General features: G+C 53.9%; 15 protein-coding genes. 13 read left to right on the forward strand and 2 right to left on the reverse strand.

Annotated elements, in window-relative coordinates:
- Positions 1–98: 98 nt before the first annotated feature.
- The 5 genes from purL (at position 99) to NTX59_08520 (ending at position 6,431) form a co-directional block, all read left to right on the forward strand.
- Positions 99–2,516 carry a phosphoribosylformylglycinamidine synthase subunit PurL gene (purL, locus tag NTX59_08500; GenBank protein MCX5785717.1) on the forward strand — a complete coding sequence of 806 codons (2,418 nt, stop codon included), beginning with the start codon at positions 99–101 and terminating at the stop codon, positions 2,514–2,516.
- Complete coding sequence (locus NTX59_08505; protein ID MCX5785718.1) at positions 2,513–3,253, forward strand: phosphoribosylformylglycinamidine synthase subunit PurQ; 741 nt, start codon at positions 2,513–2,515, stop codon at positions 3,251–3,253. The genes purL and NTX59_08505 overlap by 4 nt, the downstream gene beginning before the upstream one ends.
- Before the next feature lie 571 nt (positions 3,254–3,824).
- Positions 3,825–5,204 carry a murein L,D-transpeptidase catalytic domain family protein gene (locus NTX59_08510; protein ID MCX5785719.1) on the forward strand — a complete coding sequence of 460 codons (1,380 nt, stop codon included), beginning with the start codon at positions 3,825–3,827 and terminating at the stop codon, positions 5,202–5,204.
- Positions 5,205–5,412: 208 nt separating this feature from the next.
- Positions 5,413–5,937 carry a YaeQ family protein gene (locus NTX59_08515; GenBank protein ID MCX5785720.1) on the forward strand — a complete coding sequence of 175 codons (525 nt, stop codon included), beginning with the start codon at positions 5,413–5,415 and terminating at the stop codon, positions 5,935–5,937.
- Entirely contained in the window at positions 5,931–6,431 is a 501-nt protein-coding gene (locus NTX59_08520) for a M48 family metallopeptidase (GenBank protein MCX5785721.1), read from the forward strand. The genes NTX59_08515 and NTX59_08520 overlap by 7 nt, the downstream gene beginning before the upstream one ends.
- Before the next feature lie 143 nt (positions 6,432–6,574).
- On the opposite strand, the gene NTX59_08525 is transcribed toward NTX59_08520, so the two are convergent.
- The gene (locus NTX59_08525) at positions 6,575–7,843 is read right to left on the reverse strand and encodes an MFS transporter (protein ID MCX5785722.1); all 1,269 of its coding nucleotides are present in this window, start codon (positions 7,841–7,843) and stop codon (positions 6,575–6,577) included.
- Between the two features lie 175 nt (positions 7,844–8,018).
- Positions 8,019–9,059, reverse strand: coding sequence for a ChaN family lipoprotein (locus tag NTX59_08530; protein ID MCX5785723.1), 1,041 nt, complete (start codon positions 9,057–9,059; stop codon positions 8,019–8,021).
- A 171-nt stretch (positions 9,060–9,230) separates the two neighbouring features.
- On the opposite strand from NTX59_08530, the gene NTX59_08535 reads away from it, so the two are divergent.
- The 8 genes from NTX59_08535 to NTX59_08570 all read left to right on the forward strand — a co-directional run bounded on the left by NTX59_08535 (position 9,231) and on the right by NTX59_08570 (position 20,553).
- Positions 9,231–14,981, forward strand: a complete 5,751-nt coding sequence (locus NTX59_08535; GenBank protein MCX5785724.1) for an MG2 domain-containing protein — start codon at positions 9,231–9,233, stop codon at positions 14,979–14,981.
- A gap of 553 nt (positions 14,982–15,534) precedes the next feature.
- Positions 15,535–16,512 (forward strand): site-specific DNA-methyltransferase, encoded by a 978-nt coding sequence (locus NTX59_08540; GenBank protein ID MCX5785725.1) that lies wholly within the window; start codon positions 15,535–15,537, stop codon positions 16,510–16,512.
- Entirely contained in the window at positions 16,502–17,125 is a 624-nt protein-coding gene (locus NTX59_08545; GenBank protein ID MCX5785726.1) for a hypothetical protein, read from the forward strand. Before NTX59_08540 ends, NTX59_08545 begins: the two co-directional genes overlap by 11 nt.
- A gap of 142 nt (positions 17,126–17,267) precedes the next feature.
- Entirely contained in the window at positions 17,268–17,744 is a 477-nt protein-coding gene (locus NTX59_08550) for a YhcH/YjgK/YiaL family protein (GenBank protein ID MCX5785727.1), read from the forward strand.
- Between the two features lie 158 nt (positions 17,745–17,902).
- The gene (locus tag NTX59_08555; GenBank protein ID MCX5785728.1) at positions 17,903–18,151 is read left to right on the forward strand and encodes a toxin; all 249 of its coding nucleotides are present in this window, start codon (positions 17,903–17,905) and stop codon (positions 18,149–18,151) included.
- A complete protein-coding gene (locus NTX59_08560) occupies positions 18,151–18,399 on the forward strand; it encodes an antitoxin (protein MCX5785729.1) in 249 nt (82 codons plus the stop codon). Before NTX59_08555 ends, NTX59_08560 begins: the two co-directional genes overlap by 1 nt.
- Before the next feature lie 166 nt (positions 18,400–18,565).
- Positions 18,566–19,285, forward strand: a complete 720-nt coding sequence (locus NTX59_08565; protein MCX5785730.1) for an ABC transporter ATP-binding protein — start codon at positions 18,566–18,568, stop codon at positions 19,283–19,285.
- Entirely contained in the window at positions 19,282–20,553 is a 1,272-nt protein-coding gene (locus NTX59_08570; GenBank protein MCX5785731.1) for an ABC transporter permease, read from the forward strand. The genes NTX59_08565 and NTX59_08570 overlap by 4 nt, the downstream gene beginning before the upstream one ends.
- Positions 20,554–20,560 lie beyond the last annotated feature (7 nt).

Below are 20,560 nucleotides of genomic sequence, written 5' to 3' on the forward strand. Positions count from 1 at the left end.
TGGCCGACCCGGCCCCCGCAGGCCAATCCGCCGACAGGCCCAGAGCGCCTATTACGGATATTCAAAGCCACGGCCTTTATGCCGTGGATGAGTTTATTATGCGTGCCAAAACCCAAAAGTTCATTCCTATGGAAAAACTCTTATCAAAATTTACAACGCTCAATAGTAAACAGCTTGCCGCGCTTGACAAAGAATACGGCTGGTCGCTTAACCGGCTTGAGCTTGAAACAGCCCAAAAATATTTTAAAAAGCTGAGGCGCAAACCCACCCGGGGCGAGCTTGAAACCATAGCCCAGACCTGGTCCGAGCACTGCAAACACAAAACCTTTTCCGGCCCCGTTAAATTCCGTTCCGGCCGCAAAGTCAAACGCTACAAAAACCTTTTCAAGGAAACCATCGTCAAGGCCACCCGGCAGCTTAATAAAAAATGGTGTCTGTCGGTGTTCGAAGATAACGCGGGCGTGGTTGAATTCGGCGCGAACGGCAAGTGGGCGCTTGCCTTCAAGGCGGAAACCCATAACCACCCCTGCGCGCTGGAACCCTACGGCGGCGCCGAAACAGGCGTGGGCGGGGTAGTGCGCGATATAATGGGCGTGGGCCTTGGCGCAAAGCCCGTGCTTAACACCGACATATTTTGTTTCGGCAGGCTGGATTCGAAGATGAAACTGCCCAGGAACGCCCTTGGCGCGCGCCGCATATTTGAAGGCGTGGTGGAAGGTGTGCGCGACTACGGCAACCGCATGGGCATTCCCACGGCGGCCGGAGCCGTGGTTTTTGACGACGGCTACATGCTTAACCCGCTGGTGTTCGTGGGCTGCGCCGGCATAATCGCGCGCGATAAAATACACAAAAAAGTAAGCCCCGGAGAGCTGATAGTGGTGATAGGCGGCCGCACCGGCCGGGACGGCATACACGGCGCCACTTTCTCCTCGGCCAATATTGAAGAGGACACCTCAAACTCGGCCGTGCAGATAGGCCACGCTTTGAACGAAAAAAAAGCTTTGGACGCTTTACTGAAAGCCAGGGATAAAAACCTTTACAGCGCGGTAACGGACTGCGGCGCGGGCGGTTTCTCTTCGGCCATAGGCGAGCTTGCCTCGGAGTGCGGGGCGTTGGTCGATCTTGAAAAAGCGAAACTTAAAGACACCGCCATAGAGCCCTGGGAAATATGGGTTTCCGAATCGCAGGAGCGCATGGTGCTTGCCGTGCCGCCCAAAAACCTCAAAAAACTGGTGGAAATACTGGCCGGCGAAAACTGCGGCTACTGCGTACTGGGGCGCTTTACCGGGGACAAAAAACTCAGGGTCAATTTCAACGACGAAAGCGTGGTGGAGCTGGATAATTCCTTCCTGCACGGCGGAGTTCCCAATTTTGAAAAAAGCGCCGCTTTCCTGCCGCCTGCCACCTGTAACCTGCCACCTGAACAAAACAGTAAGCCGTATCATCAGATACTTAAAAGCATTCTTTCCCACCCCAATGTATGCTCGCGCCGCGCCATTGTAAGCCAGTATGACCACGAAGTGCAGGGCGGCACCGTTATAAAGCCGTTCGTAGGCCCCGGCCAGAACGGGCCTTCCGATGCCGCCGTTATCTGGCCGCAGTCGGCCACGGGTGATATGAAGGATTTTTCAGGTTTCGCCATTGCCCACGGCATTAACCCGGCGGTCGGGCGCATAAACCCGTATCTGATGGCTGTTTATGCGGCCGATGAAGCCGTGCGCAACCTTTTATGCGTGGGCGCCGATATCACCCGCACGGCGTTCCTTGATAATTTCTGCGCAGGTTCTCCCAAAGACCCCAAAGTGATGGGGGGGCTTGTGATGGCGGCCGAGGGCTGTTACGACGCAGCCATGGGTTACGGCGCGCCGTTCATTTCCGGCAAGGACAGTTTTTACAACCAGTCAACGGCTGCCGATGGCCGCCAGTACCCCGTGCCGCTCACGCTTTTGATCTCGGCCGTGGCCCCGGTGGAGGACATACGCAAGTCTTTTACCATGAACCTTAAAAAACCGGGCGATCCGATCTACCTCGCCGGCGCGGCCTGCAAGGGCATGGGCGGCTCGATCTACAACGAATTGTACCCGTCCGGCAATAACGCGCTTAGCGGTTTGGATATTAAAGACAACGTCAGGCTTTACAAGGCCCTGCTTTCGGCTATGCGCGCGGGATATATTATGTCGGCGCACGATATTTCGGACGGCGGGTTCGCGGCCGCGGCGGCTGAAATGGCTTTCGCGGGGAATTACGGCGCCGATCTGTGCCCCGAAATGTGTTTTGCCGAAAGCGGCATATCCGAAACCGAACTGCTTTTCGGCGAGGCGCCTTCAAGGCTGCTGCTTGAGGTGGACAGCGGGTATGAGTCAGAGTTCCTCTCTATTGTGACGGGCCTGCTGGTGGCAAAGGCGGGTTATGTCAATAACCGTGCCGAACTGACAATAATAAGCGCCCGCGGAAAGGAACTTGTAAAAGAAAAAACCGCCGATTTGCTTGCCTGCTGGCAGAGAGAACTTTTATGAAAAAACCCAAAGCGCTCATTCTGCGCGGTTCCGCCACCAACTGCGATGTTGAAACAGCCAACGCTTTCTCCTGCGCGGGGGCGCGCGCGGAGCTTGCTCATATAAATGATTTTCTCTCAGGCAAAAAAAGCGTTCTGGACTATGATATTATGGCGTTTCCCGGCGGGTTCTCCTACGGGGATGATATTTCAGCCGGCAAGATATTCGCGGTAAAGCTTGAAAAAATTTCAGGGGACCTTGATAAATTTATTAAGGACAAAAGGCCCGTTATAGGCATCTGCAACGGGTTTCAGATAATGGTAAAAACCGGCCTTTTGCCGCAAAATAAAGGCCGCAAGCGTATTGCCACGCTTTTCACGAACGACTGCGGGCATTTTCTGGCGAAATGGATAAAATTGAGGGTTAACCCGAAAAGCCCCTGCATTTTCACCAAAGGCCTGCCTTCTGAAATAGAGCTTCCTATAGCGCACGGTGAAGGGAAGTTTATAACGAAAGACACAAAAACCCTCTCGGCCATACTCAAAAACGATCTGCACGCGCTTACCTACCCGGATAACCCGAACGGTTCCATGGCGGATATCGCCGGTATCTGTTCCGCTGGCGGGACGGTTTTCGGCCTGATGCCGCATCCGGAGCGCAATTTCTTCGCGTGGCAGCACCCGGACCGAAAAAGAACCAAAGAAGCCCTGGCCGTAGGGTATCAGTTCTTTAAGAATGCCGTAGAATACGTAAGGTAACGCCGGTTTACTACTTTGGGCCATAAGTTGCATAGATGTATAGTCGGGGTCCTGTCGGTGGGATTGATTTGCGGGGGTTTTCCGGAATTAGGAATTTTCCTTTTACCTAAATAAATTCCTTTAAGGGCTAGGCATGGGTTTGCTCTGGAGCCACATAGCGGATGGGAGGCTCCAATTCTGATTGGAGGGAAACCACGGGAGGGTTTCCTACGTGGCGTAAGGGCAATCCTATGACTGGCCCGCTCCCCAGACCCCCGCAAATAAATCCCGCCGCCACCCCTTCAATTCTCACGTTTCTCTGGCTATATCCCCGGCGTTTCTTTAAATATAAGGTGATATTTGCCCGCCCCGCCCTTTTGGTATCGGAATTGTGGTTTATCACCCCGCCTATTATAATCTCACGCGCCGTTGATTGCTCCAAAAGGGCGGGGCCCGCCCTTTTCACTATACATCACAGTAACCCACCCGTCGGTTGCGGTCTCTAGCTTAAACCCCATAGGTACTGGGCCAAAGGGCCTATTGACGCGTGGGACTTTGGACACTTTAATATAGGCCATGCGGGCATTACACTATGAATATGGAAAGGCAAATGTTCAGGTACGCGGCAGCGGCACTTATAACCACCTGCTTTATCAGCGCGGCGGCGGCCCAGAACTCAGCTTTAAACGATCTGCTCGGCGCCTCTAAATCCATATCGTCACAGTTCCCTGCGGTGTCGGGCCCTGTAGACACCAACACCGGCGCTGAGTTCGATTACATAGATCCGCGCCACATAGTGCCTGCAAAACCCCTGCAAACCGCCCTGTCGTATTATAAAGCGAACAGGAACAGGATCGGGAACCCGAACTACCTGTCGGTCATCGACTTCACTCAGCACGCAAGTGCGAAAAGACTTTACCTTATTAATATGCGCACAGGAGCCGTTGAGCGGTTTTTGGTCGCGCATGGCAGCGGGTCCGACCCCTCTCACACCGGCTACGCCACTTATTTTTCCAACGAGGACCGTACGCATGCCTCGTCGCTGGGATTTTACAAAACAGCCGAAACCTATGATGGAGAGCACGGATATTCTCTGCGACTGGATGGCCTGAGTTCCACCAACAGCAATGCGCGCGAGCGGGCAATTGTGGTTCACGGCGCGGACTATGTCGCCGCGCTTGGAAGAAGCTGGGGTTGTCCCGCGGTTGAACCGTCGCAGCGGGGGCGCTTGATAGGCATGGTTAAAGGCGGCTCGATAATTTACGCGTATCACCAGCGCTTTAGCTCCGACAAAGAAATCACGGATGACGTGAACGAGGGGTACTTGCCGGCTCCCCAGCCGGTCGTGGCTTCCTACGAGCCCCAGCCGGCGGCTGCCGGCGAAGCCGAAGAGCCCCGATCAGTATCCGTCGCCCAATTGCCGGACGAGCAGGCCTTCATGGTGCGCCAGCCTGCCGAAAAAGACCCGGAAGCGCAGTATTTTGATCCTTCCCAGTTGAATAACAAGGGCAGCCTGCCCGACTCTATTCCGTATCTCGACATTATTCTGAGGGTATCCAAAGAAAAAGGCGTGGACCCGGCCCTGGTGCTGGCCGTTATCCAGCAGGAATCCGGCTTTAACCCCAAGGCGCACAGCCCCGCCGGCGCGCTTGGCCTTATGCAGGTGATGCCGGCCACAGCCCGGAGCATGGGGCTGAAAGACACGCGGCAACTCCTGAACCCGGAAGTTAACATCAAGTACGGCGTCCAATACATTAAAGACCTTTGGGCCGAGTTCGGCGACAAAGATCTCTCGCGTCTTTCCGCCGGCGATATCACCAGGGCTGACTTAATAAACACCATAGCGGCTTATAACGCCGGTCCGGGCAATGTGAGAAAATACCACGGCATCCCCCCGTTCAGGGAAACCCAGAACTATCTGGTCAGCGTCAGCGCCAATTTTGAGCAATACAAGAATTTGGCGGAAGCATAAGCGGTTATCGCGCGGTTACCTCCGGGAAAAATCCCGCTTCCTTTACCTGAATCGCACATTATTTTCTTGCCTGTAAAATAAAGTTCTTGTATACTATTGGCGGGTTATCCCCCGTATTTGCTTATCGCATTATATTGGGGGATAGCCCTTTTTTTATCCTGTTGGGGTTTACCGTCGCCCACATTAATTATAGAATTGAATCAGAACTATGACCGTAAGATGCGAGCTTAATATAAACGGCGGGACCAGGCGGATACTGCTTGTGGCCAAAGAAGAGGAAACAATTGAGCATGTCGCGCTCAGGCTCGCGGCTGCTATTCTTTTTTTTGGCCAAGAGCCGGCGCTTGAGGTCGGCCCAAAGCACCCGGCGGTGGTGGATTTCGGTTTTTTTCCGGACCTTCTTGTTACGGATGAAGCGGGCGCCGTCAGCGTATGGATAGAATGCGGCAATATCGCCACGAACAAGCTTACCAAGGTGGCCAGGCGCCTGCATGGCGCAAGGCTTGTGGCGCTGCGGGAAAGCCCGGAGGACGGGCGCAGGTTCCGCGAGGTGATAAAAAAAGAGATACCCAAGGGCGAAAAGATAGAGATCTGGGCCTGGCCCAAAGAAGAATTTATAAAATGGACCGCCGCGCTGCGGGAATCCAGCCATGTTTACGGCGAGGCTTCCGGCAGGTCTTTGAACCTGGTGCTCAACGAAGTTCCCTTCTCCGTGGATCTTATTTTATGTTGAATGCAGTCTGCCGCGATGTGCGGAACTTTCTGCGGGACCTGGCCCGCGAACTGCCGGATATTTTTCCCGCCCCGCCCTTTTGGGCTGATGTTAAATCCAAAAGGGCGGGGCGAATGCGGCTTAGCCGCTGCTATTACCCGGATAATGCTTCCCGCAAAGCGGCAAAAGATATCATCCGCGCCAGGGTTAAGTACTGGGGCGCCGCGCTGAACCTGGAATATGGCCGCGTTTTTATAAAAGACCAGCGCACTTTGTGGGGGAGTTGCTCCGGCAAACGGAACCTTAATTTCAACTGGCGCCTGGCCGCCGCGCCCCCGGAAGTGCTGGATTACGTTATCGTGCACGAGCTTTGCCATCTCCGTGAGATGAACCATTCGAAAAGATTCTGGAGCCTGGTAAGCGGGTTCTATCCGGACTACAAAATGCGCAGGAAATGGCTGAAAGACAATTCACTGCTCCTGCGCAGTAAATCCTTGGAAGTAGCGTTTAATTAATTTGATTAGCGGCTAGAGGCGAGGGGCTAGGGGGTTATACAGCAGGGGATAGGGGTTAGCGTTTAGGGTAAAAGAAAGGGTAGTTAAGGAATACCTTCCCTCACCCCTATTCTCTATTCGCTATTTGCTATTCGCTGCCCTGCTCACTCCATCTCTTCTTTCAAGGCCGCGGGGGGCGCGGTCTTTTTATTGTCTTCTTTCAGAAAGCGCTTTGAGAGGAGGAGTGTCGCCAGGCAATAGCAGACTATAGTTATCAGGAAAGGCAGGGTAAAGCCGGAATCCATCTGCAGGCGGCCGCTCAGGCGCGCGCCAAGCGAATTGGTAAGGTTCCAGCCGGCCGAATACATGGCGCTGGCGGCCGAATGCTGGGCCGCGGGAAAATGCCCCAGCATGAACACGCTGTAAACCGGCCAGCTCGCGTTCATCAGCATGGTGCGGACGAACGCCGCCAGCACGGTGGGCAGCAGCAGGCCGGAAAAGCCCATTGTCGCGAGAAAGGGTATGGAAAGCGTCTGGAAAGTTATTATGGCCCGCACGCGGCCCTGGCGCTTTACCAGCCACGGCCCCAGCATTCCGCCCACCGCCATGGCAAGCGGCATAAGGGACATAAAAAATCCCAGGCTGCCTATGTGCAGGTCAAAACCGCTCTTGAAGAAGATATTAAGGTAGGGCATTATCATACCCGCGCCGAAGCCTATTATCAGCTGCGGCGCGAACACCATAAGCGCGCGCGAAAGTTTTATCCCGGAGAAGGCTCCGCTTTCCGTGCCGCGGGCGGCGGCGTTTTCCTTTATCTTAAGCGCCGGCCAGGCGGCCGCCGCAAGCAAAGCGCAGGCGGCAAGCATGGTAAGCCGGTAGGCCGCCGCCCCCTCCTCGCCTCCGAAAAACAACTTCGCCCCGAATCCGGCAAGCCAGCCCGCCGCCAGGTTGCCCGCGAAAGCCGCCGTCATTGAAGCCGCGAACTGGTAGCTGAAAAGATTCTGCCGTTCGCTTTCGGAGGAACTCCTGGCCATCAGCGGGAAAGCGGTTATTGAAAAGAAGGCGCCGGACGCGCCGGACAGGACCGAGAAAAAAAGGAGAGCCGTTCTGCCCGGCAGCAGCGAAAGCCCGGTCATGGCCGCGAAGCCCAGGGCCAGCGAAAAAAGCAGGTTTTTACGGGCTGAAATTTTTGAACACATCAGCGCCAGCGGCACGGAGAGCACCGCCAGCGTCAGCGAGGGCAGGGCGCCCAGCGAGCCGAGAAAGTCACGGTTGTAGCCAAGTTTCAAGATGTAGAGATTGAACACCAGGCCGAACACGCTTTGCGCGAAAGCCAGCAAAAAAGACATGGCGAGGAACCGCCGCGCGTTCGGCTGGAAGGCGCACAGGGTGGCAAAGGATTTTTTAAAGATATCGCGCATGATGAATGCCATAAGCTGTAAGGGCGCCGCGCCCGCCATAAGCCATAAGCCTTAGGCTATATGCGAAGAACGCCATACGCTTTAGGCCATAAGCCATGCGGCTGGAACAGCCGCGCCGTAAGCCGTACGCCATAAGCTATATGCTTTAAAGGAATTCCTTAAAGGCCTATGGCATAAAGCGTATAGCCTATGGCAGTTTTTCTGCTTCCGGCGCTGTCGGCGCTGGCGTGTTCCCAAATGTGGTGGTTGAGCTTTGCACTGCTGCGGGTTCCGCCTTTTTCAGGTGGGCTATGTACCAGATATAATTGGCCATATTTTTTGCTTCAGCCGGCATTGTGTCGGGGCAAAGTGCGGCGTCCTCTGTATAAAACGATGCCTGCCGCAGTTTCTCTGCGCGCGCCTTCACCGAGGCCGGTATGGCCGCGTTATACAGCACATGGCCGTTCCCTACCACCGCAAGCGCCGAATACCCCGGATTATTGTTCATAAAATCGGCCAGGCGCGAGCCCATGCCCTCGTTCCAGGCGCACATGGAGGCCAGGTAATTTTCAAATTTGAACGTTTTAACCATGGGGCTATCGCCGTGCTCAGCAAAAGACTTTTTCATGTAATCCGTGTATTTTTTATGTTTTGTTATTTGCACTTTTTCCGGCAGATATTGCTTTTCCTCGGACGAAAGCCCCTCAAGCCCTTCGCGGGCTATTTTTGAAACAATTTCCTTCGGCAGATTCAGGGCGAGCGCCTTCAGCTTGTTTTCGCGGATGAAATCAAAAAGCGGCTTATATAGGTTAAAGTCAAAACCCCACTCTTTGGACCAGTCGGCTTTCTGAAGAAATTCCTGTTCGGTAATTTTACCGGCGGCGTAGTCGTCCAAAACCGGCTGCAAAGTCATGTTCAGCATTTCAAAGGCCACCACTATCTTTGACCCGCGCGCCTGGCGCATGGCTTTCAGGGCTTCAAGCTGGGCCCGATGGTCCTGCAGTTGATCGTGCGTCTCGCCCACATAGACAATATCGCTTTTCCAGACCACCGATTTGAAGGCCGCCTCGCTGTCAAACGGCTTGCCGGACTGCGCCCCGAATATGCAGAAGCCCGGGGTGTCCTTCGGATTATTGGGATCCTTCGGCTGAACCTGCGGCGCCGGGGCTGCCGCCAAAGGAGCGGGGGCGCTCTTGGCGTATGAAAGAGCCGGCGTTAAAAACAAAAAGGAAAGGAATAATATCTGCATAAAAGTATTATATTAAATAGTCGCTACGCAAAAGCCGTATGCCGGATGCGATAATTGCCGGGTTTTTCAGTGAGGCCATTGACTATTACTAAGCCTAACTCTATAATAGCCATATATCAGGAAGACAGATAATCTCCGGATACATCAAAAAAATTCCGGCTGGGGGAAATAATGAAAAAACTTTCAAATTTGACCGTTCCGGTGGGTTTAATTCTTTCTGCTCTGTTTTGTGCCGCCGCCTCGGCGGAATACCCGGCCGCGCAGGTGGTTTCTAAGACGCCCTACGGGCCGGTAAGCGACATGAACGCCGTCCGCTCCATAGCCGCCACCTTCAACCAGCCCATGGCCGCCCTTACCTCCGCAGAAAAAATGGGAGAGGTCTGCCCGCTTGAGGTTTTTGAGGTGCGGGATACGCTGACCGAAGCCAACTACTCCGGTTTTTCCTCCGCCGAACTGGACAGTTTCAGGGACCTCAAATCCGTTGAAGGCCGCTGCCGCTGGCAGGGCACTCAGACCGTGGCTTTTGAGCCGGCGCAGGCGCTGACCACCGCCACGCTCTATGCGGCCCGCGTTAAAAAAGGCCTTAAATCCGGCAACAGCGGCCAGGTCCTGGAAAATGACGAGGTCTGGTTCTTTGAGACTCTCCGCCCCGCTATAAAAGAAAGCGAGCCGCGCGACGCGGCCCGCTGGCTGCCGCTGGATACCGTGGCTTATGCGGCTTTCAGTCTGCCCATGGCTTCAGTCAGAGCCAGAGATTTCATAACCCTTGAGGAAACCGCCCCCGACGGCAGCGTGAAAGAAGTTCCCGCCGGAGTCCGTTCCGCCAAAGACGAAGAAGTTAAAAAACTCTGGCCCTACCCCTGGCAGGATATTTCCACCGGCACGGTGCTTGCCATAAGGCCCGCCTCACAACTTAAGCCGGACTACTCCTACGCGCTCAGGTTCAAAAAAGGACTGCTTGCGGGCGGGGGTAATTTGGGTCTGCAAGCCGACAGGGTCATAAATTTTGAACCTTATTACACTTTTAAGGTGAAAGAATTTCCCGAGGGCGGCTGCATGCCGCACGAATTCAGGCTTGGCTTTTCCAACCCGCTTAGCTACTGGGAACTTTACACGAAAATGGCGGCGCCGGTGCTTATGCCCGCGCTCACGGTCGAGGAATATAGGAGGGAGGGCTACAGGGACAGTTCCAAACGCACGGTCTATTATGACCTGCCCTATGAAATATTCAAGCTGGCTTCTTCATACGTCTTTAAACTTCCAGCCGGCTTAACCGATATTTTCGGCAATAAGCTTGGCGACGCCGTTGACTTCCCCGTTGAAACCGGGGATTACTGCCCCTATTTATCCGTTAAGCCCGGCTTCGGCGTGCTGGAGGGTTATCTGCCGCCGCGCCACCCCGCCAGCGCGGTGAACGCCGGCCCCGTCGCCGTCGTAAAAGGGAACATAAACGAAGATTATTTTATTCCCTTTTACAAAGGCGGCATGAAAGACGCGATCCTGCTTTCTAACAGCGTTTCCAAAAACTGGGAGCCCTCCGTCGGGCAGAAGAACATCCGTATACGGACCTTCTTGGATTATTCCGATGTGCTGAACCCCGAAACGGGGGGCTTCGCCTACGCCGGCGTTTCGGACGCGCGGGGCGGGACCGACCGCATGGTGGATAATGTCACGCGCCTCGGCCTCACGCTCAAAAGCTCGCCCGATTCCACACTTATCTGGGTCAGTTTCCTCAGGAACGGCCGCCCGGCCACCAACACGCCGGTTGAAATAAGGAATGACGATAATAAAATATTGTGGTCCGGCGTCACCGACAAGCAGGGCTTTGCCGACGCGCCCGGCTGGATGAAACTGGGGATAACCGACTGGAAGCGGTGGTCCCGGCCCGCGCTATGGGTGTTCGCGCGCAGCAAGAACGGCACGGCCGTAATGAACACTTCCTGGACAGGCGGCGTTGAGCCCTGGCGTTTTTCGGTTAATTATGAAAACGCCCCGCGGCCGCGCCGCTATTCGGCCGCGCTGTTCACCGAGCGCGGCGTTTACCGCCCCGGCGAAACGGTGGACATAAAAGGCATAGGCAGAAAACTGGTCTCCGGCGACTGGGCGCCGCTTGATCTTGACGCGGTGCAGATCTCCGTAACCGATTCGCGCGGCAACCGTGTATTAAAGGCCACCGTGCCCGTAACGACCGATTTTTCCTCCTTTGATTACGCCTATAAGATCGCCGAAGGTTCGCCCACCGGCGTCTGGAGCATAGAGGCCTCCGAGCCTTACGAGGACGACAAGTCCGTCGCGCGCGCCGTGGAAGGCGACGAAGAAGACGAGGACCGCAGCTATCAGGGCAAAGAGCGCCCTTTCCTTTTCACGGAAACCTTCCGCGTGGAGGAGTTCAAGCCCGCAACTTTTGAAGTTAAAACCCGCACGCTGGGCAATTCTTTCCTCGCCGGCGATAAATTCAAGGCAGCGGTGGAGGGCTGGTATCTTTTCGGCGCGCCCATGTCCGAAAGCAGGGCCGACTGGACCCTGCGGCTTGAAAGCGCTTATTACGCGCCGCCCGGCCACGAAGGCTTCAGCTTCGGGCGGGAATTCACGCAGGAAAGGCTGGACCTACTGGCCGGTTCGGGTTCGGTTGAGCTGGACTCAAAAGGCAAGGCCTCGGTGGAGGTACAGGTCGAGAAGAACCTTAAGGGCGGCGGCAACGCTGTTACGGCTTCTTTTGAAGCCGGCATTACGGACCCCGAACGCCAAAAACTGTTCGGCCGGGCCTCGGCTTTTGTGCACAAGGCGAATCTTTACTTCGGCGTAAAAGCCTCGGGCGGTTTTGTGGAAGCCGGCAAGCCCTGGTCGGCCGAACTTATAGGCGTAAGGCCGGACGGCTCGCCCGCCGTTGGGCTTGCGGGCATTGGCAAAATGGTAAAGCGGCAGTGGCTGAGCTCGCGGCGCGCGGGCCTCGGCGGCCGGCTTGAATGGGTGAGCGAAACCAAAGACACCGTGGTGTCAAGCTTCACTTTCACCGCTTCCGCCTCAACAGAAACCTGGAGCTTCACCCCGGCGGAAGGCGGCTATTATATTTTCACCGTTGAGGGTTCCGACGAAGAAGACCGCAAAACAGAAACCTCTTTCAGCTTTTATGTGTTCGGCAAAGGCGATGCCTGGTGGGCCAGGGAGGATTCCGATATTATAGAGCTGGTAACGGAAAAAACCGATTACAAGCCCGGTGAAACGGCCAAAATTATGGTGAAGTCGCCCTACGCCGAAGCGCAGGCTCTGGTAACGGTGGAGCGCGAGGGTGTGCTGGACCGCTGGCTGACCACCACCAAAGGCGGCGCGGATTTTATAAATGTGCCCATAAAAGAAAAATACCTGCCCAACGCCTTTATCAGCGTGATACTGGTTAAAGGCCGCGCGGCCGACCAGAAATATTCCGAAGACGGCGAGGACGACTTGTCAAAGCCGCAGGCAAAATTCGGCTACGCAAGCCTGCTGGTCAGCCCCGCCGGCAGACGCCTGGCAGTAAGCCTTAAAAGCGACAAAGCCGAGTACCGCCCCGGCCAGCAAGTAAATCTGGAGGTCAAAGCCGCGAATGAATCCGGCCGCCCGATAGTTTCCGAGCTCACAATATTTGCCGTTGACCAGGGCGTGCTGAGCCTGACCGGCTACGCCACGCCGGACGTGTTCTCCGGTTTCTATGGCCCCAGGCCGCTTAATATTCTCACCGTTGACTCGCGCCTGCACATTATCGGCCAGCGCAGTTACGGTGAAAAAGGCGAGGCGCGCGGCGGGGGCGGCGGCGCGTCGCTTGCGGGCCTGGATCTGCGCTCGAACTTTACGCCCACCGCTTACTGGAACCCTTCGGTTAAAACCGGGCCCGACGGTAAGGCGAAGGTCAATTTTAAACTGCCGGACAGTCTTACGCGCTTCCGGCTTATGGCTGTGGCGAACTCCGCCAAATTGTTCGGCTCGGGCGACGCTTCGGTCACCGTATCAAAACCGCTGATGCTGCGGCCAAGCCTGCCGCGCATGGCCCGCGTGGGGGATACTTTTAACTGCGGCGTGGTCCTTCATAACTACACCGCCGGCATTTCCACGGCGGTGCTTTCCATAGAGACCAGCGGCTACTCCATATTGGTCAAGGGGGAAGACTACCGCACGGTGTCGGTGGAAAGCGGCAAAGCCGCCGAAATAACCTGGGCCTGCACGGCGGAAAAACCCGGCGAAACGATATTCCGGTTCCGCGCCGAGGCCGGTTCGGAAACCGACGGTCTTGAATGGCGCGTGCCGGTCAAGACCTGGGAGCCCCTCGAATACGCGGCCACAAGCGGCGTTTCTTCAGGTCTAAGCGAGGAAACGCTTCTGCGGCCTTACCCCAAAGCCGAGGGGGACCTGCTTGTGAACCTTTCACCCACGGCCTTAAGCGGCCTCAGCGAAGGGGCGCGCTACCTGCTTGAATATCCGTACGGCTGTCTTGAGCAGAAACTTTCCCGCTCTATGCCCGTAATTACCGGCGCGGAACTTATTGAAACTTTCGGCCTGGGGGGGCTCGCCACGCTGAAAGAGGAAACGCAGAAGGTGTTTGACCATCTGCCGGATTATCAGCACCCGTCAGGCGGCTTCTGCTACTGGACCGGCGGCTGTTGGAAGCCGGACCCTTATATCAGCGCTTACACGCTTGAGGCCGCGGCGCTGGCCGTTAAGGAAGGCTATAAGGTGGACCCGGCGGTTATCAATAAGGACATTGACTGGCTGACCGCTTATCTGGGCTCCGAGGAGACCAACTGGGCTTACCCTTACAGCACAAGCGAGAATTATGCCGCGCGCGCCTACGCGGTTTACGCTTTGGCGCTTAACGGCAAAAACATGAGCGGCTACTTCAGCCAGCTTTATGATAAGCGCGACCAGGTGCCGTATCTGGCCAAGGCTTACATGGTAAAAGCGGCCAAGCTGCTGGGCTTTGACGCCGAGACTTCCAAAAAACTCTCGGCCGAAATAATGACGCAGGCGCGGTATTCGCCCACCCAACTGCATTTTGAGGACGCCGAGGCCATGCCCTGGATACACTCGAGCCCCGTGCAGACCACGGCGGTAATGCTGGACGCCATGCTTGACTCGCAGGGCGGCTTTGCGGGTGACGAAAAAGCGGTTACCTGGCTTACCGGGGAGCGCAAGGCCAAGGGGCGCTGGCGCACCACGCAGGAAAATTCCTGGTCCCTGCGGGCCTTTGAGAATTTTTACCGGCATTATGAAAAGGAAACGCCTGATTTTACCGCCGTGGTTTCCAGGTCGGAAGAGAAGCTGCCCGAGCTTATACGGGAGCGGTTCACGGAGAGAACGCCTTCCCCGAGGGAAAAAACGTTTGGTTTCACCGGGCTGTTCGGCGGGGGGGACAAGTTAAAGCTGGAGTTCTCAAAGTCCGGAACGGGCCGGTTTTACTATGCTCTCAGAATGGGTTTTGTGCCGGAGAAAAGGGATAAGCCTGCTTCGGAAGGTTTTGAGATAACAAAAGAGATCAAGCCGATGCTGGGCGGGTCGGGGGCTTTCAAGGCGGGGGCGCGGGCGGTGGTAACTATTACGGTCAAGACGCCGCAGGACCGGACTTTTGTGGCGGTCAACGACCCGGTGCCGGCGGGTTTTGAGATAGTGAATACGGCTTTCGCGGTGGAAAGTTCGGAGGACGCGCGGACGCTGGCGGCCAAGGGGGAGCGCGGGGGGGACTGGGGTGAATTTGAGCGGGCGGAGAAGTATGACGACCGGATGCTCATTTTCGCGGATTATCTGACGGCGGGGGAGCACAAGTATTCCTATATTGTGCAGGCGACGGTGCCGGGGGTGTATTATGCGCCGTCGACGCTTGTGGAAGGCATGTACGAGCCCGAAGTCTTCGGCCGCACCGCCGCCTCCACCGTGGAGATAGAAAAGCCGTAACAGTTTAAATATATACCTTGTCACCCCCGAGATTCGTTATCGGGGGTCCAGTCAATGGCAAGTCGGGGCTTGTCCCGCACTTTGGCTGGTTTCCAGAAAAAGTGCGGGGTCCTGTCACCGGGATTTGTCCGCGGGGGTCGGGTCGGCCAGCGCGGCCGCCCTTATCCTCAGGCTCCACTGACTGCAAGACCAAGTCGCCTTCCGGAAAACCCCCGCGAACAAACCCCGGTGCCACCCCTTAGATTGTCACGTTTCTCTGGCTCATTAAATTAATAGGTTATTTTCCCCGCCCATTAACGATAAATCCGAATATCCCACCCATTTTAACGCGACAGACCTTTGTCGTGTTCGTCTGCTATGCTATTTATGTGGATATTAAGGAGGAGGGTGTGTATTCCAGAGCAAAGCAATACAGTTTAGCGGAATATATCCCTTCTAAAGTCTCATAACATTCCGTTGTCGTGATGATCTTCATGGACTGTTTAAAAATGTTTAAGGAGGATATATGTGCATATCTACAAGAGGAACACAATCGTATACTCGGGAGGACCTCATGCAGGACAATCTATTCCGAATTAGTTATAATAAAATTATGAGCACACCTTTACCAGTTTCAAATTCCGCAGTAATGCCCACCAGAGAAATCAAACTGGGGGAAAAGGAAAAACTGGCGAAGAATAGACTTAACCTCATTTATGAAAAAGATTGTCTCGTCTTTATGGATGAGCTGCCGGGAGAATCGCTCGATGTGATTGTAACCTCTCCTCCTTATAATTTACATAAAAAGTATTCAAAATATAAAGACAACAAAGAAAATGGTGAATATGTTGCGTGGATGGGGTTAGTCGCTGAAAAGAGTAAAAGAGTCTTAAAAGATGATGGCTCTTTTTTTCTCAATATCGTTGGATCTCCTAGTGAACCTTGGGTTCCTTTCGATGTGGCTAAAGAGTTTTCTAAGTATTTTAAATTACAAAACACCATCCACTGGGTTAAAGCAATCGCACTCCCAAAGGAGAGCACGGAGACGAAATCTAATTCAAATGGGCTTAATGGGGATATTTCGTTGGGGCACTTTAAGCCCATAAATACCCCTAAATATTTAAACCAATGTCATGAGTATATTTTTCACTTTACAAAAAACGGGACAGTGGAATTAGACAAGTTGGCGATTGGTGTGCCTTATCAACATGAGAGCAATAGAACTCGATGGAAAACCAAATCAAACAAAAGAGATAGGGGAAACATCTGGTTTGTTAGATATGAAAACAAACAGGGTGCTTTTACTCCCATCGTCCATCCGGCAGTATTTCCGGAAAAAATACCCTACCTCTGTGTAAAACTTCATGGAATAGCACCCGAAATGATAGTTTACGACCCATTCATGGGAATCGGAACCACTGCTCTTGCCTGCCTTCGACTCGGTGTGTCATTTTTAGGTACTGAGATAGATCCTAGATATGTAAAAGAAGCTGAAAAAGCTATTTTCAAACGAAAACAAGACTTGTTAATACTAAAATCAAATGGACATTAATCCAAAAGATAAAATAACAATCAAGGAAATATCTCAGTTGCCCGGGGAACTTGGGAAGCGTAGTTTTTCTGAGATTCTTATGGCTGTCTGCAATTACAACATTTTGCCAATGACTTTAACCGACCCGGATGACAGCAAACTGTTAGATACAATCAAAAAAGCGATGGATAATTTCATGAAGGCCAGCCGAAAATCGGAAACACGATATAAAGCAAGTCGGGCAAATGAAGCTGGCAGTAAAATGGAAAGCGCAATTGTTGAAGAAATGAAAAAGACATCGTTGAACCCAGAAAAACTTGGAAGTAGTGGTTATCCTGATTTGCTTATAAATTTAGATGGGAAAATATCATATATTGAATTAAAAACAAGTGCACAGAAGAATAAAAAAGGAACCCACCATCGGCTATTCTATTTCACGTCTGGGAAGAAAATAAAAATGGATGCACACCATCTGCTATTGCAAATTCAAATAATTGAGGAAGCGGATAAATATTGGAAGGTGGCTTCCTGGGAACTACGTGATTTGTATAACTTAAAGGTTGGCTTAAAAACAGAATGGAACGCCAATCAAGGGGATTTTGACGACGCAGGGCTTCTTGTGAAAGGCGAATAGCTACGCGTGCCCCACAAGAGACCTTATGGGCCGTGAATAATTAATTTGAGGTGGGTTCTTGTCGTCGCCGGGGAAACCCGGCGGTTTTATTTTATAAGGGTAGCTGGGAACAGATTGAAAAAATGTACCGAGGAAATAAAACATGATCGTTACGGATATTAAGAGCTTTGGGCGGCAGGGGATTGGGCCGGGGGGTATGGCTAAGGTGATGGATTTTTTGCGGCGGGAGGACCTTGGCGGGTTGGCCGATGGGAAGATAGCGATAGACGGGGAAAGGGTGTTCGCCCTGGTGCAGCGCTATGAAACGGTGATAACGACCGCCCCTAAGTTTGAATGCCATAGGAAGTATATTGATATCCAGTATATCGCGTCAGGTTCGGAAATTATAGGCTGGGTGCCGTTGGAGAGGCTGGATATTACCGAGGCCTATGATGCGGACAAGGATGCCTGCTTCGGTACGGTGATGAACGGGGGCTGGACCCCTGTACATCTGCAGGCGGGTGAACTTGCTGTGTTTTACCCCGAAGACGGCCATGCCCCCAAAATGGCCGTGAACTCACCATCCCCTGTAATGAAAATCGTAATTAAAATAGCGGTAGAGCTGATAAATCCGGGTTAAATCCCTAAGACAATACATCGTATATGGAAAAGCCAACACGACAGACCTTTGTCGTGTTCGTCTGCTATGCTAAATAAGGAGAAAAAATTGATCCAAAGAAGGTCTAAAACAGGGGCCTTGATTTGTATATACAAATGTATTACAATATTGGAGGCGGGATGCGCTGGGATATTGGGAAGAGCGAGCGGCTTAAGCGGGAGCGCGGGGTCTCTTTTGAGGAGATCATACATGCCGAACTTGTGGGCGTGTTAAAGCATTTAAAAAGGGCGAACCAGAATATCCTGCTTTTTCGGCACAAGGGTTATATCTGGGTAGTGCCGTATGTTTCACGCGATGGCGAAATATTTTTAAAGACGCTGTTCCCGAGCCGAAAGTATACGAGGCTGCTGGAGAAGGGTGAACTCTAATGAAAAAAATCAAGCTGGGTAAAACGGAACTCGCCGCGGAGAAGGCGCTTCTGCGCGGGGAATATGTGCCTGCCGGCGCGGTCGAAATCCGCGGGATAGCCAGGGCTATCGCCGCACGCAGAAAAGACGCCGTGTTGAATATCCGCGTCAACAGTGAAGATTTAACCCATCTCAAGCAAAAAGCCCAGAAACTGGGCGTTCCTTATCAGACCTTCATCTCCGAAATACTCCACCACTACGCGGACTGAAGAAATGAGGTCAGCCACCCAACGATACTAATAGCAAAAGGTAGCGTCTACCTTTTGTGGTGGGTGGAAAGTCGCCCGGTGTTAATGGTATAAACATGAAAATATTTAGTGCGTTATCGCCGTTCGCGGGCTTGTAAAGACGGGGGAAACTTGATAACTTATCCGTATGAACGCGGTAAACGTAACGGACCTCGTTAAAAAGTACAAGAGCGTTGAAGCCGTCAAAGGCGTGAGTTTCAATGTGCATGAAGGCGAAATATTCGCCCTGGTCGGCCCCAACGGGGTCGGAAAATCCACCACTCTAAAAATACTGGCCACTATACTACTGCCGACCTCCGGCCGGGCCGAGGTGTTCGGCCTGGACACCGTCAAGGACGCGGCCGAGGTCAGAAAAATAATAAGCTATCTGCCCGAAGAAGCGGGCGCCTATAAAAACCTCACCGGCCACGAATACCTCCATTTCATGGCTTCCGTGTTCCTGCGCGACGGAGAAAAGGCCGCCGCGGCGGTCCGCTACGGCGCCGAGCTTTGCGGGCTGAAGGACAGGCTTAAGGAAAAGATAAAAACATACAGCAAAGGCATGGCCAGGAAGCTCCTGCTTTCACGGGCCGTGATGATAAAGCCGAAACTGGCCATACTTGACGAGCCGACGAGCGGACTTGACATAATCAACGGCTACGAGATACGGCGGACCATAAAACAGCTCGCTTCCGAGGGAATGAGCTTCATTATTTCCAGCCACAACATGCTGGAAATAGAATTCCTTTCCGACAGGATAGGAATGATAAACAGGGGCGTGATACTGGCCTGCGACACGCCGGCCGCGCTGAAGGCGCATTTCGCCACGGACAATCTGGAGGAGGTCTTCATAAAATTGGCGCAATGAACATCTTCCTCATACTGGTCAAAAAAGAGATAAAAGAGCTTCTCACCCGCCAGCTCGTAATATCCATAGCGGCGATGCTCTTTGTTTTCAATCTGATAGGCAAGTTCACCGGCGAGCAGACCAAAGCGTCGGCCGCGCATAACAGCGTGGTTGTGACGGACATGGACCGTTCCGCCCTATCAGGGGCTGTTATCGGCGCTTTGGGAAAAGCGGGCTACAAAGTGATACCGGCGGGCGCGGAGGAAGCGCTTTTCTCTCCCGAATACTCCGGCGAGAGCTCTTTTATAACGCTGCCCGCCGGCATGCAGAAGACGCTGGACGCCGGCGGGAAGCCGGAGGTCGGATTCTACTCCAAGTTTAAAACGAGCGTGACCGGCATGGGCGCGGCGCTGTCGGCTTCCAGGGTAGGCAAAACCATATCCCGCGTTAACGCCGAACTGAGCGATTACGCAATAAAAAAGAGGGCCCCGTCGGCCGACGCCGCTTTCCTCAAAGAGCCGATGTCCGCCGCGGAATTCGTGGCTGTCGGCGGCGCCGTCGCCAGGGTGCCGGTGTCGCAGGTAACGGCTTTCGCGCAGTCGCAGACCTATTTTTTCCCCATAGCGGTGTTCTTTATTGTGATGCTGTCGGCGCAGATGGTCATGACGGCGGTGGCGAGCGAAAAAGAGAACAAGACGCTGGAGACGCTTTTAAGCTCCCCCATCGACAGGCGGATGCTGGTGGTGTCCAAGCTCGCGGCTTCGGCATTCATCGCATCGCTCCTTTCGGCGGCGTATATGCTGGGCATGCGCTCGTTCATGTCGGGGGTGACCGGCGGGGCGGGCCCGGTGGCGGCTTCCACGCGCGCCGCCCTTGCAAAACTCGGTCTGTTAATAACGCCCCAGGGCTACCTGCTGATAGGGGTGTCGGTGCTGTTCTGCATTCTCTGCGCGCTGTCCATAGCTTTTATACTGGGGGCGCTCGCCGACGACCTGAAAAGCGTGCAGGGGATGATGACTCCGCTTATGATGATGCTTATGCTCTCCTATCTCCTGCCGATGTTCGTGGACATAAACAGCGCGTCGTTCGGCCTCAAATTTCTGCTCTACGCTATTCCGTTCACGCACGCTTTCATAGCTCCCCAGAACGTCATGGCGGGCAATAACGCCAATGTAGTATGGGGAATAGCTTACCAGGCGGCGGTGTTCGCCGTGTTCGTGACCGTGGCGGGCCGGCTTTTCTCCGGGGAATCTCTTTTAACCTTTAAACTGCGTTTCGGGAAAAAATAAATCAAAC

The organism is Elusimicrobiota bacterium (genome assembly GCA_026388155.1).
In the GTDB taxonomy this organism is placed as follows: Bacteria; Elusimicrobiota; Elusimicrobia; order Elusimicrobiales; family UBA9959; genus UBA9634.

Bases quoted from the DNA above. Each gene is read 5' to 3' on its own strand.
- purL (MCX5785717.1), top strand. From the start codon at position 99: ATGCGTGCCAAAACCCAAAAGTTCATTCCTATGGAAAAACTCTTATCA.
- NTX59_08505 (MCX5785718.1), top strand. From the start codon at position 2,513: ATGAAAAAACCCAAAGCGCTCATTCTGCGCGGTTCCGCCACCAACTGC.
- NTX59_08510 (MCX5785719.1), top strand. From the start codon at position 3,825: ATGAATATGGAAAGGCAAATGTTCAGGTACGCGGCAGCGGCACTTATA.
- NTX59_08515 (MCX5785720.1), top strand. From the start codon at position 5,413: ATGACCGTAAGATGCGAGCTTAATATAAACGGCGGGACCAGGCGGATA.
- NTX59_08520 (MCX5785721.1), top strand. From the start codon at position 5,931: ATGTTGAATGCAGTCTGCCGCGATGTGCGGAACTTTCTGCGGGACCTG.
- NTX59_08525 (MCX5785722.1), bottom strand. From the start codon at position 7,843: ATGGCATTCATCATGCGCGATATCTTTAAAAAATCCTTTGCCACCCTG.
- NTX59_08530 (MCX5785723.1), bottom strand. From the start codon at position 9,059: ATGCAGATATTATTCCTTTCCTTTTTGTTTTTAACGCCGGCTCTTTCA.
- NTX59_08535 (MCX5785724.1), top strand. From the start codon at position 9,231: ATGAAAAAACTTTCAAATTTGACCGTTCCGGTGGGTTTAATTCTTTCT.
- NTX59_08540 (MCX5785725.1), top strand. From the start codon at position 15,535: ATGCAGGACAATCTATTCCGAATTAGTTATAATAAAATTATGAGCACA.
- NTX59_08545 (MCX5785726.1), top strand. From the start codon at position 16,502: ATGGACATTAATCCAAAAGATAAAATAACAATCAAGGAAATATCTCAG.
- NTX59_08550 (MCX5785727.1), top strand. From the start codon at position 17,268: ATGATCGTTACGGATATTAAGAGCTTTGGGCGGCAGGGGATTGGGCCG.
- NTX59_08555 (MCX5785728.1), top strand. From the start codon at position 17,903: ATGCGCTGGGATATTGGGAAGAGCGAGCGGCTTAAGCGGGAGCGCGGG.
- NTX59_08560 (MCX5785729.1), top strand. From the start codon at position 18,151: ATGAAAAAAATCAAGCTGGGTAAAACGGAACTCGCCGCGGAGAAGGCG.
- NTX59_08565 (MCX5785730.1), top strand. From the start codon at position 18,566: ATGAACGCGGTAAACGTAACGGACCTCGTTAAAAAGTACAAGAGCGTT.
- NTX59_08570 (MCX5785731.1), top strand. From the start codon at position 19,282: ATGAACATCTTCCTCATACTGGTCAAAAAAGAGATAAAAGAGCTTCTC.